This is a genomic window from Pseudomonas sp. DL (genome assembly GCF_047199225.1).
GTDB classification, from domain to species: Bacteria; Pseudomonadota; Gammaproteobacteria; order Pseudomonadales; family Pseudomonadaceae; genus Pseudomonas; species Pseudomonas aeruginosa.
The window spans coordinates 412,253-429,385 of record NZ_CP178323.1; the positions used below are offsets into that span (position 1 = coordinate 412,253).

Annotated in this window: 21 protein-coding genes; 8 read left to right on the top strand and 13 right to left on the bottom strand. The window is 67.1% G+C overall.

The annotated features are described in order from the left end of the window. Window positions 1-67 precede the first annotated feature (67 nt). Complete coding sequence (gene rpoH, locus ACI766_RS01885; protein ID WP_003084510.1) at window positions 68-922, top strand: RNA polymerase sigma factor RpoH; 855 nt, start codon at window positions 68-70, stop codon at window positions 920-922. Window positions 923-986: 64 nt separating this feature from the next. Then, entirely contained in the window at window positions 987-1,592 is a 606-nt protein-coding gene (locus ACI766_RS01890; RefSeq protein WP_003084511.1) for a hypothetical protein, read from the top strand. A gap of 4 nt (window positions 1,593-1,596) precedes the next feature. Here ACI766_RS01890 and mtgA read toward each other — a convergent pair whose 3' ends face one another. Next, window positions 1,597-2,328 (bottom strand): monofunctional biosynthetic peptidoglycan transglycosylase, encoded by a 732-nt coding sequence (gene mtgA, locus ACI766_RS01895; RefSeq protein WP_003100972.1) that lies wholly within the window; start codon window positions 2,326-2,328, stop codon window positions 1,597-1,599. Between the two features lie 36 nt (window positions 2,329-2,364). On the opposite strand from mtgA, the gene ACI766_RS01900 reads away from it, so the two are divergent. The 5 genes from ACI766_RS01900 to ACI766_RS01920 all read left to right on the top strand — a co-directional run bounded on the left by ACI766_RS01900 (window position 2,365) and on the right by ACI766_RS01920 (window position 6,235). Then, on the top strand, window positions 2,365-2,742 hold the full coding sequence (locus ACI766_RS01900; RefSeq protein ID WP_003084513.1) for a DUF423 domain-containing protein: 378 nt from the start codon (window positions 2,365-2,367) through the stop codon (window positions 2,740-2,742). 102 nt (window positions 2,743-2,844) lie between these two features. Beyond that, window positions 2,845-3,045: a sulfur carrier protein ThiS gene (thiS, locus tag ACI766_RS01905; RefSeq protein ID WP_003084514.1), complete on the top strand. Its 201-nt coding sequence runs from the start codon at window positions 2,845-2,847 to the stop codon at window positions 3,043-3,045. A 58-nt stretch (window positions 3,046-3,103) separates the two neighbouring features. Then, window positions 3,104-3,901 (top strand): thiazole synthase, encoded by a 798-nt coding sequence (locus tag ACI766_RS01910; protein ID WP_003459252.1) that lies wholly within the window; start codon window positions 3,104-3,106, stop codon window positions 3,899-3,901. 153 nt (window positions 3,902-4,054) lie between these two features. Then, window positions 4,055-4,726, top strand: a complete 672-nt coding sequence (trmB, locus tag ACI766_RS01915) for a tRNA (guanosine(46)-N7)-methyltransferase TrmB (protein ID WP_003118800.1) — start codon at window positions 4,055-4,057, stop codon at window positions 4,724-4,726. A gap of 162 nt (window positions 4,727-4,888) precedes the next feature. Further along, a complete protein-coding gene (locus ACI766_RS01920; RefSeq protein WP_003114884.1) occupies window positions 4,889-6,235 on the top strand; it encodes a DUF1329 domain-containing protein in 1,347 nt (448 codons plus the stop codon). 12 nt (window positions 6,236-6,247) lie between these two features. On the opposite strand, the gene ACI766_RS01925 is transcribed toward ACI766_RS01920, so the two are convergent. The 12 genes from ACI766_RS01925 to ACI766_RS01980 all read right to left on the bottom strand — a co-directional run bounded on the left by ACI766_RS01925 (window position 6,248) and on the right by ACI766_RS01980 (window position 15,740). Continuing rightward, entirely contained in the window at window positions 6,248-6,505 is a 258-nt protein-coding gene (locus tag ACI766_RS01925) for a hypothetical protein (protein WP_003084524.1), read from the bottom strand. 61 nt (window positions 6,506-6,566) lie between these two features. Then, entirely contained in the window at window positions 6,567-6,890 is a 324-nt protein-coding gene (locus ACI766_RS01930; protein WP_003084525.1) for a DUF3392 domain-containing protein, read from the bottom strand. An 80-nt stretch (window positions 6,891-6,970) separates the two neighbouring features. Beyond that, the gene (hemW, locus tag ACI766_RS01935; protein ID WP_003114885.1) at window positions 6,971-8,125 is read right to left on the bottom strand and encodes a radical SAM family heme chaperone HemW; all 1,155 of its coding nucleotides are present in this window, start codon (window positions 8,123-8,125) and stop codon (window positions 6,971-6,973) included. A 120-nt stretch (window positions 8,126-8,245) separates the two neighbouring features. Continuing rightward, window positions 8,246-8,839 (bottom strand): RdgB/HAM1 family non-canonical purine NTP pyrophosphatase, encoded by a 594-nt coding sequence (gene rdgB / locus ACI766_RS01940; RefSeq protein WP_003084527.1) that lies wholly within the window; start codon window positions 8,837-8,839, stop codon window positions 8,246-8,248. Then, window positions 8,836-9,255, bottom strand: coding sequence for a DUF4426 domain-containing protein (locus tag ACI766_RS01945; RefSeq protein WP_003100965.1), 420 nt, complete (start codon window positions 9,253-9,255; stop codon window positions 8,836-8,838). The genes rdgB and ACI766_RS01945 overlap by 4 nt, the downstream gene beginning before the upstream one ends. 131 nt (window positions 9,256-9,386) lie before the next feature. After that, window positions 9,387-10,007 carry a methionine biosynthesis protein MetW gene (gene metW, locus ACI766_RS01950; protein ID WP_003084530.1) on the bottom strand — a complete coding sequence of 207 codons (621 nt, stop codon included), beginning with the start codon at window positions 10,005-10,007 and terminating at the stop codon, window positions 9,387-9,389. A gap of 7 nt (window positions 10,008-10,014) precedes the next feature. Next, window positions 10,015-11,154, bottom strand: coding sequence for a homoserine O-succinyltransferase MetX (gene metX / locus ACI766_RS01955; RefSeq protein ID WP_003084535.1), 1,140 nt, complete (start codon window positions 11,152-11,154; stop codon window positions 10,015-10,017). Window positions 11,155-11,242: 88 nt separating this feature from the next. Further along, window positions 11,243-13,210, bottom strand: a complete 1,968-nt coding sequence (locus tag ACI766_RS01960) for a dynamin-like GTPase family protein (protein WP_003459259.1) — start codon at window positions 13,208-13,210, stop codon at window positions 11,243-11,245. Between the two features lie 107 nt (window positions 13,211-13,317). Beyond that, entirely contained in the window at window positions 13,318-13,614 is a 297-nt protein-coding gene (locus tag ACI766_RS01965; RefSeq protein ID WP_031628111.1) for a DUF167 domain-containing protein, read from the bottom strand. After that, window positions 13,611-14,204, bottom strand: a complete 594-nt coding sequence (locus ACI766_RS01970; protein ID WP_003084544.1) for a YggT family protein — start codon at window positions 14,202-14,204, stop codon at window positions 13,611-13,613. Before ACI766_RS01970 ends, ACI766_RS01965 begins: the two co-directional genes overlap by 4 nt. Before the next feature lie 10 nt (window positions 14,205-14,214). Beyond that, window positions 14,215-15,036 (bottom strand): pyrroline-5-carboxylate reductase, encoded by an 822-nt coding sequence (gene proC / locus ACI766_RS01975; RefSeq protein ID WP_003142635.1) that lies wholly within the window; start codon window positions 15,034-15,036, stop codon window positions 14,215-14,217. An 11-nt stretch (window positions 15,037-15,047) separates the two neighbouring features. Next, window positions 15,048-15,740 (bottom strand): YggS family pyridoxal phosphate-dependent enzyme, encoded by a 693-nt coding sequence (locus ACI766_RS01980; RefSeq protein ID WP_003084549.1) that lies wholly within the window; start codon window positions 15,738-15,740, stop codon window positions 15,048-15,050. Window positions 15,741-15,954: 214 nt separating this feature from the next. Between ACI766_RS01980 and pilT the strand changes: the two genes are divergently transcribed. Then, window positions 15,955-16,989: a type IV pilus twitching motility protein PilT gene (gene pilT / locus ACI766_RS01985; RefSeq protein ID WP_003084552.1), complete on the top strand. Its 1,035-nt coding sequence runs from the start codon at window positions 15,955-15,957 to the stop codon at window positions 16,987-16,989. Window positions 16,990-17,133 lie beyond the last annotated feature (144 nt).

Consider the following 17,133-nt stretch of genomic DNA (forward strand, 5'->3'; position numbering starts at 1 on the left):
ATACACCCGCTTGCAGTCAGATATCCGAGTGCTACACTGCGCGAGTTTCGTGAATCGGAGGATTCGCATGACCACTTCTTTGCAACCTGTACATGCCTTGGTTCCAGGCGCAAACCTGGAAGCCTACGTGCACTCGGTGAACAGCATTCCGCTGTTGTCGCCGGAACAGGAGCGTGAACTGGCCGAACGCCTCTTCTATCAGCAAGACCTGGAAGCGGCGCGGCAGATGGTGTTGGCGCACCTGCGCTTCGTTGTTCATATCGCCAAGAGTTATTCGGGGTACGGCCTGGCCCAGGCCGACCTGATCCAGGAAGGCAACGTCGGCCTGATGAAGGCCGTGAAGCGTTTCAACCCGGAAATGGGCGTTCGCCTGGTGTCCTTCGCCGTGCACTGGATCAAGGCGGAGATCCACGAGTTCATCCTGCGCAACTGGCGGATCGTCAAGGTCGCCACCACCAAGGCGCAGCGCAAGCTGTTCTTCAACCTGCGCAGCCAGAAGAAGCGCCTGGCCTGGTTGAACAACGAGGAAGTCCATCGCGTCGCCGAGAGCCTGGGGGTCGAGCCCCGCGAAGTGCGCGAGATGGAAAGCCGCCTGACCGGCCAGGACATGGCGTTCGACCCGGCCGCCGACGCGGACGACGAGAGCGCCTACCAGTCGCCGGCGCATTACCTCGAAGACCACCGCTACGACCCGGCGCGCCAGTTGGAAGACGCCGACTGGAGCGACAGCTCCAGCGCCAACCTGCACGAGGCGCTGGAAGGCCTCGACGAGCGCAGCCGCGACATTCTCCAGCAGCGCTGGCTGTCCGAGGAGAAGGCCACGCTGCACGACCTGGCGGAAAAGTACAACGTTTCCGCCGAGCGTATCCGGCAGCTGGAAAAGAACGCCATGAGCAAGCTGAAAGGGCGGATTCTCGCCTGATCGCCGCGCCTCGCGAAAACCGCACCCCGCAAGGGTGCGGTTTTTTTCTGCCCGGAGGAATCCCATGCCGCGCAATACCCGCTGGCTGTTCTACCTGTCGCTGGCGGTCCTGACCTTCGTCGTCGGCGCCTGGCTGGTCCGTACGCCGGAACCGGCGCGACCGTTGCCGTGGCTGGCCGACTGGCAGGAGCAGGTGCTGGCGCCGTTGGCGGACAACGCCCTGACCCTGCGCCAGCTGCACGACGCGGTGGATGGCGAGTTGTGGGTGGACCCGCGCCTAGATGGCGTGCGCCTGGCCTTCCGTGGCCGCCTGCTGGGCGACGGCGGCCCCTGGCAGGTGGAAGGCGAGCTGGGCCTGAGCGCCGAGGAGCAACTGAGCCTGCAGCGGGCATCTGCGTTGCAGCCTGGCAGCGCGCCGCAGCCATTGAGCGCCGGATTGGAAGGACAGTTGGGCGACAAGCCGATCGTGGCGCTGAGCATGATTCCCGAAGGCAGGGTCGGTGCCGAGCGGCTGCTGGCCAGTCTCGGCCAGCCGCGCCTGCGCCTGCAACTGGCCCAGGGCGAGGCCTGGGTCTATCCGCAACTGGGCCTGACCGCGCACCTGCCGGACGACGACTTGCGACTGATGCTCGCGGTGCCGCGCCAGGCCCTGGAAAAACCGCCGCGTTGAGCTTTCAGCGCTCCAGGCGCAGCAGGTAGTCGTCGCCGCCCAACTGCCACATCTGCTGGCGAATCCAGGCCGCGCGCTGGCGTACGTAGGGGCCCGGCCTGGCCGCGCTCCATTTCAGCGGGCTGGGCAGCACCGCGGCGAGCTGGCTGGCCTGGGTGCGGCTCAGGCGCTCGGCGTCGAGGCCGAAGTGATAGCGTGCCGCAGCCTGCGCGCCGAAGACGCCCGGGCCCCATTCGGCGCTGTTCAGGTAGACCTCGAGAATCCGTTGCTTGGTCCAGAGCGTCTCGATCAGCAGGGTGAACCAGGCCTCCAGGCCCTTGCGCAGCCAACTGCGCCCGGACCAGAGGAAGACGTTCTTCGCCACCTGCTGGCTGAGCGTACTGGCGCCGCGGATACTGCCGCCGCGTTCGTTGTGCGCGAGGGCCTGCTGGATGGCCGGCAGGTCGAAGCCGTGGTGCTCGGCGAAGTGCTGGTCCTCGCCGGCGATCACCGCGACCTTCAGGCTGTCCGGCAACTGCTCCCAGGAGCGCCAGTCGCGCTGCAGGTCGATGGGCTGGCCGTCGACCCAGGAGCCGACCTTGCGTTCGACCATGACCATGGTCCCCGGTGGCGGCACCCAGCGCAGGACCGCGACCAGCACGACGCTGGCGGCCATGAACCAGAGCAGGTACTTGAACAGGCGGCGGAACAGGGATCGCAACATGCGCGGCTTGGCTTGGAAGAAGGGGGCGGCCATTATAGCGGGCTGGATGCTATCACCGGAGTCTTGTCCATGCTTCGTCCCTTCCTGTTGTTGGCGGCATTTTTCGGTTTCACCGGCGTGGCCCTCGGGGCGTTCGCCGCCCACGGCCTGAAGAAGCAGCTGAGCGCCGAGTACCTGGCGGTATTCCAGACCGGCGTGCACTACCAGTTGATCCATGCCCTGGCGCTGTTCGGCGTGGCGCTGCTCGCCACCCGCCTGGACGGCCGCCTGGTGAGCGCGGCGGGTGGCCTGTTCACGCTGGGCATCCTGCTGTTCTCCGGCAGCCTCTACCTGCTGACCCTAAGTGGCATCGGCAAGCTCGGCATCGTCACCCCGTTCGGCGGCGTCTCCTTCCTCGCCGGCTGGCTGTGCCTGGGGCTGGCCGCCTGGCGCCTGGGCAACGCCTGAGACCGGTTGCCTCAGGCGGCGCACTTGTCGACAAGGCGCCTTGGTCATCGGGGTGGATCGGGCTAGAATGCCGCTCCCTTTCACTTTCGTGACCGTCCAGCCATGCAGATTCAACTGAACGGCGAGCCCTTCGAGCTGCCCGACGCGCAGAGCGTCGCGGACCTGCTGGCCCGCCTGGAGCTTGGCGGCCGCCGCGTGGCCGTCGAGCTGAACCTGGATATCGTGCCGCGCAGCCAGCACGCCAGCACCGCGCTCAAGGATGGCGACCGCGTGGAGATCGTCCACGCCATCGGCGGCGGCTAGGCCTGGCCCCCGAACCCTTCCATCGGCCCCGCAAGCCTTTCCATCCAGGAGTCATCCGATGAGCCAAGCATCCAGTACCGATACCCCCTTCGTCATCGCCGGCCGTACCTATGGCTCGCGCCTGCTGGTGGGGACCGGCAAGTACAAGGACCTCGACGAGACCCGCCGGGCCATCGAGGCCTCCGGAGCGGAGATCGTCACGGTGGCGGTGCGGCGCACCAACATCGGGCAGAATCCCGGCGAGCCGAACCTGCTGGATGTGATCCCGCCGGATCACTACACCATCCTGCCGAACACCGCCGGCTGCTATGACGCGGTCGAGGCCGTGCGCACCTGCCGCCTGGCCCGCGAGCTGCTGGACGGGCACAACCTGGTCAAGCTGGAAGTCCTCGCCGACCAGAAGACCCTGTTCCCCAACGTCGTCGAGACCCTCAAGGCCGCCGAGCAACTGGTGAAGGACGGCTTCGACGTGATGGTGTACACCAGCGACGACCCGATCATCGCCCGCCAGCTGGCCGAGATCGGCTGCATCGCGGTGATGCCGCTGGCCGGCCTGATCGGCTCCGGCCTGGGCATCTGCAACCCCTACAACCTGCGCATCATCCTTGAGGAAGCCAAGGTCCCGGTGCTGGTCGACGCCGGCGTGGGCACCGCTTCCGATGCAGCGATCGCCATGGAGCTGGGTTGCGAGGCGGTGCTGATGAACACCGCCATCGCCCATGCCAAGGACCCGGTGATGATGGCCGAGGCCATGAAGCACGCGATCGTCGCCGGTCGTCTCGCCTACCTGGCCGGACGCATGCCGCGCAAGCTGTATGCCAGCGCCTCGTCGCCGCTGGACGGCCTGATCGACTGATACCGACTACCTGGGGCGGGCTGTCCGCCGGATGCGGGAAGCGTCCGGCAGGCAGCCCGCCCTTCTGTCTCTAGCAAGGTTTTCTTTTCCATGAGCGATACCCCGCAATCCCCGGCCCAGGACTCCCTGGCGGAACACGACGAAGCACGGCCGATGCGCACCGTGAAGAGCTTCGTGATGCGCGCCGGGCGTATGACCGAAGGCCAGCAGCGTGGCCTCGACCTGGGCTGGCCGAAGTTCGGCCTGGAACTGAGCGATGAGGTCCAGGACTTCGACGCGATCTTCGGTCGCCAGGCGCCGCGGACTTTCGAGATCGGTTTCGGCATGGGCCATTCCACCCTGGAAATGGCCGCCGCTGCGCCTGACATCGACTTCATCGGCGTCGAGGTGCACAAGCCGGGCGTCGGCGCGCTGCTCAACGGCCTGCTGACCCAGGGCCTGGGCAACGTGCGGGTGTATAGCTGCGACGCGCTGGAAGTGCTGCGCCACTGCGTGGCCGACGCCAGCCTCGATCGGCTGCTGCTGTTCTTCCCCGATCCCTGGCACAAGAAGCGCCACCACAAGCGGCGGATCGTCCAGCCGGAATTCGCCGAACTGGTGCGGCGCAAGCTGAAGGTCGGCGGCGTGCTGCACATGGCCACCGACTGGGAGCCCTATGCCGAGCACATGCTGGACGTCATGAGCGCGGCGCCGGGCTACCGCAACCAGGCCGAAGACGGCCGCTTCGTGCCGCGCCCGCAAGAGCGTCCGGTGACCAAGTTCGAGCGGCGCGGGGAGCGCCTGGGACATGGCGTCTGGGACCTCAAGTTCGAGCGCGTCGACTGATCCACCGCACCAGCGACGTACCCCTGGCGCCGAACCGGCGCCGGGACTCCAAGCAGACCGGGAACACCCGGCGGACCTCACCTTCAAGCTGCACGTTTCCCGGCTTCGGCCGGATCCAATAATAAGAGCGGCACGGCTCGGCCGGCTGCAAAGGAGACTGCTGTGTTGAAGAAACTGGGCATCCTGTTGCTCGGGGCCGGTTGCGCCTGGGCGGCGCAGGCCAAGGTAGACGAAGTCCAGGCCGCACGCCTGGACCAGGACCTGACCCCGCTGGGGGCGGAGCGGGCCGGCAACGCCGATGGCAGCATCCCGCCCTGGACCGGCGGCATCACCCAGGCGCCGGCCGGCTACCGGCCCGGCATGCATCACCTCGACCCGTTCGCCGCCGATCGTCCGCGCCTGGTCCTCGACAGCCGCAACATGGCCGCCTACCAGGCGCTGCTGACGCCGGGCACCCAGGCCTTGCTGCAGGCCAACCCGGACTACCACCTGCGGGTCTTCCCCACCCGCCGCAGCGCATCCCTGCCGCAGCGCCTGTACGACGCTACCCGCGCCAACGCCAGCCGCGCCGAGCTGATCGCCGACGGCAACGGCGTGCAGGGCGCTGCCGCCGGCGTGCCCTTCCCCCTGCCGCAGAGCGGCCAGGAAGCGATCTGGAACCACATCATGCGCTACCGCGGCGAGCAACTGCACCTGCAGACCAACCAGGCGGCGGTGCTGGCCAACGGCAGCTACAACCTGCTCAAGCTCGACCGCTACCTGTACTTCGTCTATGGCCGCGAGGGGATGATCCCGGAGAACCTCGACAACACGTTGTTCTACTACAAGTACAAGGTGGTCGCGCCGGCGCGCCTGGCCGGTTCGGCGCTGGTGGTGCAGGAAACCCTCGACCAGGTGCTGTCGATCCGCAAGGCCTGGCGCTTCAACCGTGGCGAGCGGCGCGTGCGCCGCTTGCCGACCCTGGCCTACGACAGCCTGCAGCCGGATACCAACGGCATGGCCACGGCGGACACCGTGGATGTCTACAACGGTGCACCGGACCACTACGAGTGGGCGTTGCTCGGCAAGCGCGAGATGCTGGTGCCTTACAACAGCTACGCGGTGCACCAGAAGGGCCTCGCCTATGGCGACATACTCAAGAGCCGCTTCATCAATCCCGACCTGCTGCGCTACGAGCTGCATCGCGTCTGGGTGGTCGAGGCGACCCTGCGCAAGGGCTTCAGCCATCCCTACGCCAAGCGCCGCTTCTACCTCGACGAAGACAGCTGGCAGATCCTCGCCGCCGACATCTACGACAAGGATGGCGTGCTGACCCGGGCCCAGGAAGTCCATCCGATCAACTACTACGATGTGCCGCTGGTCTCCAGCACCCTGGAAGCGATCTACGACTTCAAGGGCGGCCGCTACTTCGTCGATGGGCTGGACAACAACGAGCCGATGTACGACTTCGGCGTGCAGGTCGGGCCGCGCGACTTCACCCCGCAGGCGCTGCGCCGGGAGGGGAACTGAGGCGGACGGCCCTCAGACGATCAGCTCGGCGCCGCGTAGCGTGCCGTCGTCGTCCAGGCGCGCCGGCGCCGGGCTGATCTGCAGGTACTTGATGCTGTCCCGCGGAATCAGCAGCAGGTCGCCGTCGACCTCGACGCTGAGATAGGGCGTGTCCAGTTGCTGACGGATGCTGCGGGCAACCTCGGCCGGGTCGTCCTGCTGGCGCGGGAAGCGCAGCGACAGGCGCTGGCCGTCGGTGAAATGCAGGTAGAGGTGCTTGATCGGTTTCATGCGGGCTCCCGGAGGCCATGACGCTCTTGGGGACGGCGCTGGCCGCCGGGAGACCGGGGGCTCAGCTGCGATCGGCGATCATGCCGATCACGAAGAACACTAGCAGGAGCACGGGCGCCAGGGTGTAGTTGTTGAAGTAGCCGAGGCCCTTGGCCAGCCAGGGGGTGACGAAGACCATCGCCAGGCCGTAGCCGACCGCGCAGATCAACACGAACAGCAGGGTGCGGAAGACGAAGTTGAGGCTGCCGATGCGCTGCTGTACCCAGGCGTTGATCGCCGGGCCGAACAGCACCAGCAGGGTGGCCATGATGGCCAGGGAAATGTCCGACAGGTGGCTGCGGCTCCAGCGCGACAGGGTGGCGATCAGGTCCAGCGCGTAATCCATCGAGGGTTCCTTGTAACGAATCGGCGTGTCGGTCGGCGGAGTTTACCTGCCTGCCGGCACGGATGGGCGTGCATCCGTCGTCACGGCAGGAAATGTTGCAGCAGGTCGTTGAGGAACAGCTGGCCGCGTTCGCTGGGACGCAGGTGCTGCGGGTCGTCGGCGAGCAGCCCGGCGTCGCGCGCGGCGGCGCAGGCATCGGCGATCGCCGCCAGTGGCTGGCCGGTGCGCTGCGGGTAGAGCGCGGCGGGGACGCCGTCGACCAGGCGCAGCACGTTCATCATGAACTCGAATGGCAGGTCGGCCGCTTCCAGCGGGCGCTCGCCGGCCTGGAAGGCCTTTTGCGGGTTGAGGTAGTCCTTCGGCAGGCGGGTCTTCCAGGTCCGCACGATGCGTCCGTCCGGCGCGCTCAGCTTGGCGTGGGCGCCGGCGCCGATGCCGAGGAAGTCGCCGAAGCTCCAGTAGTTCAGGTTGTGCCGGGCGCGCAGGCCGTCGCGGGCGTAGGCGGAGGTCTCGTACTGGCGGTAGCCGTGCTCGTCGAGCAGGGCCTGGCCGGCTTCCTGGATGTCCCAGAGGATGTCGTCCTCGGGCAGCTCCGGCGGCTGGCTCCAGAACACCGTGTTCGGCTCCATGGTCAGTTGGTACCAGGAGAGGTGCGTGGGGGCCAGGGCGAGGGCCTGGCGCAGGTCGGCCAGGGCGTCGTCGAGGCTCTGCCCGGGCAGGCCGTGCATCAGGTCGAGGTTGAAGTTGTCGAAGCCGGCCTGGCGCGCCATGTCGGCGGCGCGCACTGCCTCGGCGCCGTCGTGGATGCGCCCCAGGGCCTGCAGCTTGTCGGCCTGGAAGCTCTGCACGCCGATGGACAGGCGATTGATGCCGAGGCGCCGGTAGTCGGCGAACTTGACCTGTTCGAAGGTGCCGGGATTGGCTTCCAGGGTGATCTCGATGCCGTCGGCGAAGCCGACCCTGCGCTCGACGCCTTCCAGTAGCCGGCCCAGGGCCTTGGCCGAGAACAGGCTGGGCGTGCCGCCGCCGAAGAAGATCGAACCCAGGCGCCGGCCGTGGACATGGCGCAGGTCTTGCTCCAGGTCGGCGAGCAGGGCGTCGACATAGGCCTCTTCGGGCAGCTCCGGGCCAGCGGCGTGGGAGTTGAAGTCGCAATACGGGCACTTGCGCACGCACCACGGGATGTGCACGTACAGGGCCAGGGGCGGGAGCTGGAACGGGGTGGCTTGGGTCACGGCGGGGCGGGGTGGAGGCGGTTTCGGGGCGCTATCGTGGCATGAGTTCGGCCAACCTCCAAGGCGGCCGGACGAAACGCCGTGCCGACGCCGCCCGGGGGCGCCGCCGGCGGTTGCGGCTCAGAGACCCAGGCGCTGCTTGAGCAGGGCCATGGCGCGGGCTCGGTGGCTGAGGCGGTTCTTCTCCTCGGGCGCCAGCTCGGCGCTGGAGCAGTCGCGTTCCGGCACCCAGAACAGCGGGTCGTAGCCGAAGCCGTGGGCGCCGCGGGCTTCGCGGAGGATGCGGCCTTCCCAGATGCCCTCGCAGAGGATCGGCAGCGGGTCGTCGGCGTGGCGCACCAGCGCCAGCACGCTGACGAACTGTGCGCCGCGCTCGGCGTCCGGGACATCCTTCATGGCCTCCAGCAGCTTGGCGTTGTTCGCCGCGTCGCCCCGGCCGTCGGCATAGCGCGCCGAGTAGATGCCCGGCGCGCCGCCGAGGAAGTCCACCGCCAGCCCGGAGTCGTCGGCCAGCGCCGGCAGGCCGGAGAGGCGTGCGGCGTTGCGTGCCTTGAGGATGGCGTTCTCGACGAAGGAAAGACCGGTTTCCTCCGGTTCCACCTGGCTGAACTCGCCGATCGAGCGCACCTTCACGCTGGCGCCGAGCATGGCCTGGAGTTCCTTGAGTTTGCCGGCATTGTGGCTGGCCAGCACCAGCTGTTCGAGCTTGATCATTCGTCCGGGAAGATTTCCTTGTTGAAACTGAAGGTTTGCGCAGGTTCGCCCTTGGCCTCGACCTTGATGGTGAAGACCAGGGTCTCGCGCTGGCTGATCGGGAATTGCGCCAGGTTGTAGATGGCGCCTTCCTCGCTGACTCGGCGGAACTCCAGGGGGATGACCTTGCCGGTCAGGTCCTTGGCCGAGCCGGTCACGGCGGCCTCTACCGGCTTGCCTTTCTCCATCGGCACCACGTTGATCACGCCCTGCGCCTTGCTGCGTACCAGGCCGACCGCGCTGGCCACGTTGGGCTGGAGGAAGCTGGAGTTGAACACGTTGTAGTGGACGTCCAGGTCGCCGAAGCGCTGCACCTGCTCGGCGAGGACCGGCAGGCTCAGGCAGAGGCCGAGGACGAAAGCGGTGAAGCGGCGCATGATGGTTTCTCCTGAAAGGTGGCATGGACGTTGTCCATGGTCTGCTGCCGGCGGCCTTGGCCGGCTTCGGCAGCGCTCTCCCGAGGACGAGCGGAGGGGCGCCCGGCCCTGGCCCGCAGCCTGGCGCGTTCCTAGACGGCGAGGTTGCGGGTCTGCACTCCGGGTCCGGTGACCCGGTAGATTCCAATCTCACCCAATAGATTAGGCCACAGCCGGCTGGCCCAGCCATGCCGGTGGTCACGGTCTACGGCCAGGCGGTCGAGCACGCGCATGCGCAACTGGCGGCACAGGCGCTCGAAGTCCTGGAAGGTGCAGAAATGGATGTTCGGCGTGTTGTACCAGGTATACGGCAGGAACTCGGAGACCGGCATCCGGCCGTTGCGCGCCAGGTACCAGCGGCAGCGCCAGTGGCCGAAGTTGGGGAAAGTGATGATGCAGGTCTTGCCGACCCGCAGCATCTCTTCGAGGATCTTGTCCGGATAGTGCACGGCCTGTAGCGCCTGGGTCATCACCACCACGTCGAAGCTGTCGCTGGCGAAGTTGCCCAGGCCCTTGTCGAGGTCCTGCTCGATCACGTTCACCCCGTTTTCGATGCAACGGGCGATGTTGTCGGGATCGATCTCCAGGCCGTAGCCGCTGACCTGCTTGTGGTCGCGCAGCCAGGCCAGGAGTTCGCCGTCGCCGCAGCCGAGGTCGAGGACGCGGCTGCCGGCGGGAATCCATTCCTGGATGATTTCGAGATCGGCGCGCATCGGATCCTCACACGCTGATGCGGTTCATGTAACCGCTGAAGGCTTGCAGGTACCGGGGGATCGGCATGAGGAAGGCGTCGTGGCCTTGCGGGGCGTCGATCTCCAGGTAGCTGACGTTCTTTTTCGCCGCGATCAGGGCGTCGACGATTTCCCGCGAGCGGGCCGGCGAGAAACGCCAGTCGGTGGTGAAGGACATCAGGCAGAAGTCCGCCTCGACGCCCTCCAGGGTGCGCACCAGGTCGTCGCCGTGGGCGGCGGCGGGGTCGAAATAGTCCAGCGCCTTGGTCATCAGCAGGTAGGTATTGGCGTCGAAGCGGGTGGAGAACTCCTCGCCCTGGTAGCGCAGGTAACTCTCGACCTGGAACTCGACGCTGTGCAGGTCGTAGTTGAGCTTCTCGGTCTTCAGTACGCGGCCGAACTTGGCGCCCATGGCGTCGTCGGACAGGTAGGTGATATGGCCGACCATCCGCGCCAGCTTGAGGCCGCGCTTGGGAATCACGCCCTGTTCCTGGAAGTAGCCGCCGAGGAACTCAGGGTCGGAAAGAATCGCCTGCCGGGCGACTTCGTTGAAGGCGATGTTCTGCGCCGACAGCTTCGGCGCGCTGGCGATGCACAGGCAGTGACGGACGCGTTCGGGGTAGCTGATGGTCCATTGCAGCGCCTGCATGCCGCCGAGGCTGCCGCCGACCACCGCGGCCCACTGGCGGATGCCGAGGCGGTCTGCCAGGCGCGCCTGGCTATGCACCCAGTCTTCCACCGTGACCATCGGGAAGTCCGCGCCGTAGACCTTGCCGGTCGCCGGATTGATGCTGGCGGGGCCGCTGGAACCGTTGCAACCGCCGAGGTTGTTGAGGGCGACGACGAAGAACTTGCGGGTGTCGATCGGCTTGCCCGGACCGATGCAGCTGTCCCACCAGCCCGGCTTGCGCTCGTCGACGCTGTGGTAGCCGGCGGCGTGGTGGTGGCCGGAGAGGGCGTGGCAGATCAGCACCGCGTTGCTCTGCGTGGCATTCAGCTCGCCGTAGGTTTCGATCACCAGGTCGTACTCGGCCAGGGACTTGCCGCTGGTCAGCTCGAGCGGTTCGTTGAAGTGCAGCGTCTGGGGGGAGACCAGACCGACGGAGTCGTCGGGGAAGACTGTGGGCATCGACCCTGCTCTCGAACAAAGGAGGGCGCCAGTCTAAAGAGCGTCGCCCCCAGCGGCAAGCGCGCTGGCGCGCGCCGTGGGAGCGGGGTCAGGCGCGCTGCGAGCCGGGCAGGTTGACCACCTTGGCCTGGCGCTGCAGGGGCGAGGGGCGGCGCAACTGGCGGAGGATGTCGCCGGCTTCGCGCAACTGTTCCTGCAATTCCCCGGCGAACCCGGCGAAGGCCTGGCTGCGCTGGCGTACCTGCTGGGTCTCCTGGGCCAGGCCCTTGAGGCGGAGCATGTGGCTTTCGAGCAACTGTTTGTTTTCCAGGGTGTGCTGCATCAGCGGCATCAGCGCGTCGTTGGCCCAGCGCTCGGTTTCCTCGCGCAGGCGCTGGTGCAGGCCGACCACCTCCTGCACCAGGGTGGCGAAGAAGCGCCGGGTCAGCAGGCGTTGCTCGGTAAGCACGGTCTTCAGCTGCAGGCGGAACTGGTCGCCCTTCTTCTTCAGTTGCAACAGTTCGCGCTGGTAGCGCTGGACCCGTAGCTGCGGCGCGTCGAGGGCGTAGAGCGGGTTCTCCTCGTTGTGCCGGCGGTAGATGGCGGCGACCATGCGGTTGGCCATGCCGGCCTCGTGCTCGAGGTTGTCGAGGTCGTGCTCCACCGCGCGGAAGAACGCCAGGATCGCCTGGTTGATGCCGACCGTGGTCAGGCTGCCGTTGAGGTTGCGCCGCACCTTCTGTAGGTGCTGTTCCATGCGTTCGCTGCGGATCGTCTCGCGCAGCGTCGCGCCCTGGTGCTGCAGCAGGCGCTGGTTGGTCTTCAGGTTGAGCAGGCGGCGGTGGTGGCGGCCGTGGTCGTCCTTGGTCTTCGCGGTCAGTTCGAACAGCAGTTGGCCGCTGTCGCGCTGCTTGTCGTCGAGCAGCGCGCGCTGTTCCTCGACCTTCTCCAGGCGCAGGCGCAGCAGATGCTGGCTGTTGTGCAGCAGGCCAAGGACCTGGCCGAGCACGGAGTTCTCCAGCAGCGCTTCCTTCTGCGCGACGATGCGCTCGCAGAGCAGCGCTTCCAGCCGATCCAGGCGACTGCGTTCGAGCAGCGCCGGTTCGCCGCGGACCTTGGCCAGCAGCGCCTGCTTCGCCGACAGCGGCAGCACGTCGCCGCGCTGCAGGCCGAGCTGGCGGGCCGTGCCGTCCTGGATCAGGCGGATGGCGTTCTGTACGAAGCGCTCGCCGGAAAGGTCGTCCCAGAGCACGTCGATCTTGTTCAGCACGGCGAACAGGCTGCTGTGGCCGTCCTCGCGCAGTGGCTGGATGTACTTCTGCCAGATTTCCATGTCCGAGGCGGTGACACCGGCGTCGGCGGACAGCAGGAACAGGATCGCCTGGGCGTTGGGCAGCATCGACAGGGTCAGCTCCGGCTCGCTGCCGAGGGCATTCAGGCCAGGCGTGTCGAGGATCCGCAGGCCCTGGCGCAGCAGCGGGTGGTCGAAGTTGACCAGGGCGTGGCGCCAGGCCGGGACGCGCACCTGGTCGGGCTCGTCGGCGGCTTCCAGGGCGTCCGGGTGGAAGCCGAGCTGGATCGCCTGTTCCACCGGCAGCGCCTTGGTCTTGGCGACCTGGGCGAAGGCCTGGGCCATGCCCTCCGGGTCGCCGGTGTCCAGCGGAATGTTCACCCAGTGGCGCGGCACGCGCTTGAACTGGGCGACGCTGGCGTCGGCCAGGCGCGTCTCGATCGGCAGCAGGCGGATGTAGCTGCGCTCGGCGCGCGGATCGTGGAACAGCTCGGTGGGGCACATGGTGGTGCGTCCGGCGTGGGACGGCAGCATGCGCTGGCCGTAGCCGGCGAAGAACAGGCTGTTGATCAGCTCGGTCTTGCCACGCGAGAACTCGCCGACGAAGGCCAGGGTGATGTGGTCCGCGCGCAGTTGGCGCAGGGCGCGTTCGAGCTTGGCCTCGACCGCCGGGCTGTTCAGCCGGCTGCGCTCCAGCCAGCCGCGATAGCGGGTGATTTCCCGCATCAGCTCGCGCTTCCAGGCGACGTAGGCGTCGATTTGATGGCTGAGTCTTTCCATGCTCATCCAGGGGCTCCAGGGCGCGGGACCGGCGGGGGAAGGATGGCGTGGATTATGCGGGGGAGCGGGGGAGCGTCAATTGGCCTGCTTCACATTCCTGCACGTAAGGTCGGTCAAGCGGGTCGAGCGGCGATCCCCAGTTCCTCCGGCAATCGGGTCGGACGGCGGATGCGCACCCGTTTCTGCCGGTTCAGCTCGCCGCTTTCGAGACTCACCAGGCTCTTGGCCACGCCGAAGGCCTTGCCGAGGAAGGCCAGCAGATGGGCGTTGGCCTTGCCCTCCACCGGCGGTGCGGTGAGGCGGATCTTCAGGCGCTCGCCGTGCAGCCCGGCGAACTCGTCGCGGCTCGCCTTGGGCTGCAGGTGGCAATCGAGGAGCAGGTCCTCGCCGTCCCAGCGGTAGAAGCTCAGAGGAAAATGCTCAACTGCTGGGGCATGCCGGTCATGGCCGCCAGGTTGTTGATCACCAGCATGTCGATCAGCTTCAGCGCGAGGAACGCGAAGATCGGCGAGAGATCCAGTCCGCCGAGGTTCGGCAGGAGCTTGCGGAACGGCATCAGCAGCGGTTCGCAGATCTGGTTCACCAGTTGCGCGCCGGGGTTGTAGCTGCCCGGGGCGACCCAGGAAAGGATCACGCTGATGATCAGGGCGAAGAAGAACACCTTCAGGAACAGCGAGGTGACGGCGATGATCGACCAGATCAGCAGTTGCATGATGAAGCCGCCGACGCCGTAGCCCATCAGCATCAGGATCAGGATCATCAGCACCAGTTGGATCAGGATCGCCAGCACCAGCGAGGCCAGGTCGATCCCGCCGAAGCCGGGGATGATCCGCCGCAGCGGGTTCAGCAGCGGCTTGGTGGCGCGCACGATGAACTGGCTGAGGGGGTTGTAGAAGTCCGCGCGGACCAGTTGCAGGATGAAGCGCAGCAGCACGATCAGCAGGTAGAGGCTGCCGAGGGTCTGGAGGATATAGATAGCAGCGGTGTTGAGGCCGATCATCGACTACTCCTTATTGGCCAAGCTGTTCGGCCAGCTCGGCGGAGCGCTGGCTGGCGGCGTTCAGGGCCTGCTCCACCAGTGCTTCGAAGCCGTTGGCCTGGAAGGATTTGATCGCCGCCTCGGTGGTGCCGTTGGGCGAAGTCACCCGGCGCCGCAGTTCGGCCGGCTCGACCTCGCTGGACAGCGCCATCTGCGCCGCACCGAAGGCGGTCTGCAGGGTCAGGCGCGAGGCTGTCTCGCGGGACAGGCCGAGCTTCTCGCCGGCGTCGGTCATGGCCTGCATCAGCAGGAAGAAATACGCCGGGCCGCTGCCCGACACCGCGGTCACCGCGTCGATCTGCGCTTCGTCGTCCAGCCACAGGGCGATGCCTACCGCAGACAGCAACTGCCCGGCCTGCTCGCGTTGCGCGGCGCTGACCTGCGCGTTGGCGTACAGCCCACTGGCGCCCTGGCGCAGCAGCGCCGGGGTGTTGGGCATGCAGCGGACCACCGGGCGCGGCTGGCCGAGCCAGGCTTCGAGGCTGGCGCAGGGGATGCCGGCGGCGATGGAGACGATCAGTTGCTCCGGCTTCAGCGCCGGCGCCAAGGCCTGGCACACGGCTTTCATGGCCTGCGGCTTGACCGACAGGACCACGACGTCGGCGTCGGCCACGGCCTCGGCGTTGGACTCGACCACGTCGATGGCGAACTCGCCGGCGATCTTCGCGCGTTGCTCGGCGCCCGGGTCGCTGGCGCGGATCTGCGCCGCCGGCACGCCTTGGGCGCGCAGGCCGCCGATCAGGCTGGCGGCCATGTTGCCGGCGCCGATGAACGCTATGCGGGGTGTGCTCATAGGGGATTCCTTCAAGAAGCCGGCGCGCCGTAGTCGCGGGCGCCGAACAGGGCGGTACCGATGCGGACCCAGGTCGCACCTTCGCCGATGGCTGCCTCGAGGTCGTCGCTCATGCCCATGGACAGGGTGTCCAGGCCAAGGTTCAGGTCCAGCAGCAGTTCGCGCAGGCGGGCGAACGCGGCGTGTTGCGCGGCGCGTTCGGCGGTGGGTTCGGGGATGGCCATCAGGCCACGCAATCGGAGGTTGGGCAGTTGCTTCACGGCCTCGGCCAGGGCCGGCAGGTCCTCGGGGGCGCAGCCGGACTTGCTGGCTTCGCCGCTGACGTTGACCTGCAGGCAGACATTCAGGGGCGGCAGCCCGGCCGGGCGTTGCTCCGACAGGCGCTGCGCGATCTTCAACCGGTCCACCGAGTGCACCCACTGGAAATGCTCGGCGATGGGCCGCGTCTTGTTCGACTGGATGGGGCCGATGAAGTGCCAGTTCAAGGGTAGGTCGGCCAGTTCGGCCTGCTTGCCGAGGGCCTCCTGCAGGTAGTTTTCGCCGAAGTCGCGAAGGCCGGCGGCGTGCGCCTCGCGCACCGCGGCGGCGGGCTTGGTCTTGCTCACGGCGAGCAGGCCGACCGTGGCCGGATCGCGCCCCGCAGCTTGCGCTGCCTCACGGATGCGCGCGGCAACCTTTGCAATATTCTCTGCTATCGTGGACATTACCTGCGCCCTATGGAAGTGCGGTCGGCGTCGGCTCGACGCCCTCGAAACCGCCGGCCTCGATGGCCATCTTCCTGTTCCAGTGTCGAGGTTCCGCGTCTGGCGCAGGACACCACGCGTGTCCTGGAAGCACCCTGGCTCATCCGGTGTTTTCCTTGTCCGAGACGGCGGCTTTGGCGGCATTCTACCTGCTTGCTTGTAATTGGGGAGTCCCATGGATATTACCGAGCTGCTCGCCTTCAGTGCCAAACAGGGCGCTTCGGACCTGCACCTCTCCGCCGGCCTGCCACCCATGATCCGGGTGGATGGCGATGTACGCCGGATCAACCTGCCACCGCTGGAACACAAGCAGGTGCATGCGCTGATCTACGACATCATGAACGACAAGCAGCGCAAGGACTTCGAGGAATTCCTCGAGACCGACTTCTCCTTCGAGGTGCCGGGCGTCGCGCGTTTCCGGGTCAACGCCTTCAACCAGAACCGTGGCGCCGGCGCGGTATTCCGGACCATTCCCTCCAAGGTACTGACCATGGAGGAGCTTGGCATGGGAGAAGTGTTCAAACGTGTTTCAGACGTCCCGCGCGGGTTGGTACTGGTCACCGGGCCGACCGGTTCGGGCAAGTCCACCACCCTGGCGGCGATGCTCGATTACCTGAACAACACCAAGTACCACCACATCCTCACCATCGAGGACCCGATCGAATTCGTCCACGAATCGAAGAAGTGCCTGGTCAACCAGCGCGAGGTGCATCGCGACACCCTCGGCTTCAGCGAAGCGCTGCGCTCGGCGCTGCGGGAGGACCCGGACATCATCCTGGTCGGCGAGATGCGCGACCTGGAAACCATCCGCCTGGCCCTGACCGCGGCGGAGACCGGCCACCTGGTATTCGGCACCCTGCACACCACCTCGGCGGCGAAGACCATCGACCGGGTGGTCGACGTGTTCCCGGCCGAGGAAAAGGCCATGGTTCGCTCGATGCTCTCCGAGTCGCTGCAATCGGTGATCTCGCAGACCCTGATCAAGAAGATCGGCGGCGGCCGGGTGGCGGCCCACGAGATCATGATCGGCACCCCGGCGATCCGCAACCTGATCCGCGAGGACAAGGTCGCGCAGATGTATTCGGCGATCCAGACCGGCGGCTCGCTGGGCATGCAGACCCTCGACATGTGCCTCAAGGGCCTGGTCGCCAAGGGCCTGATCAGCCGCGAGAACGCCCGCGAGAAGGCGAAGATCCCGGAAAACTTCTGATCCTGGCGCCGATCCGCCGCGCTTCGCCCGAATCCCGGAACTGCGTCTAGGATTCAAGAGCGGGAGAGCGGTACCGTAGGCGCATTCCTACCTATCCTTGCCGGCGAGCGCGTCCAGCGCCCGCTCGCCCGTATCCGGCTCGCC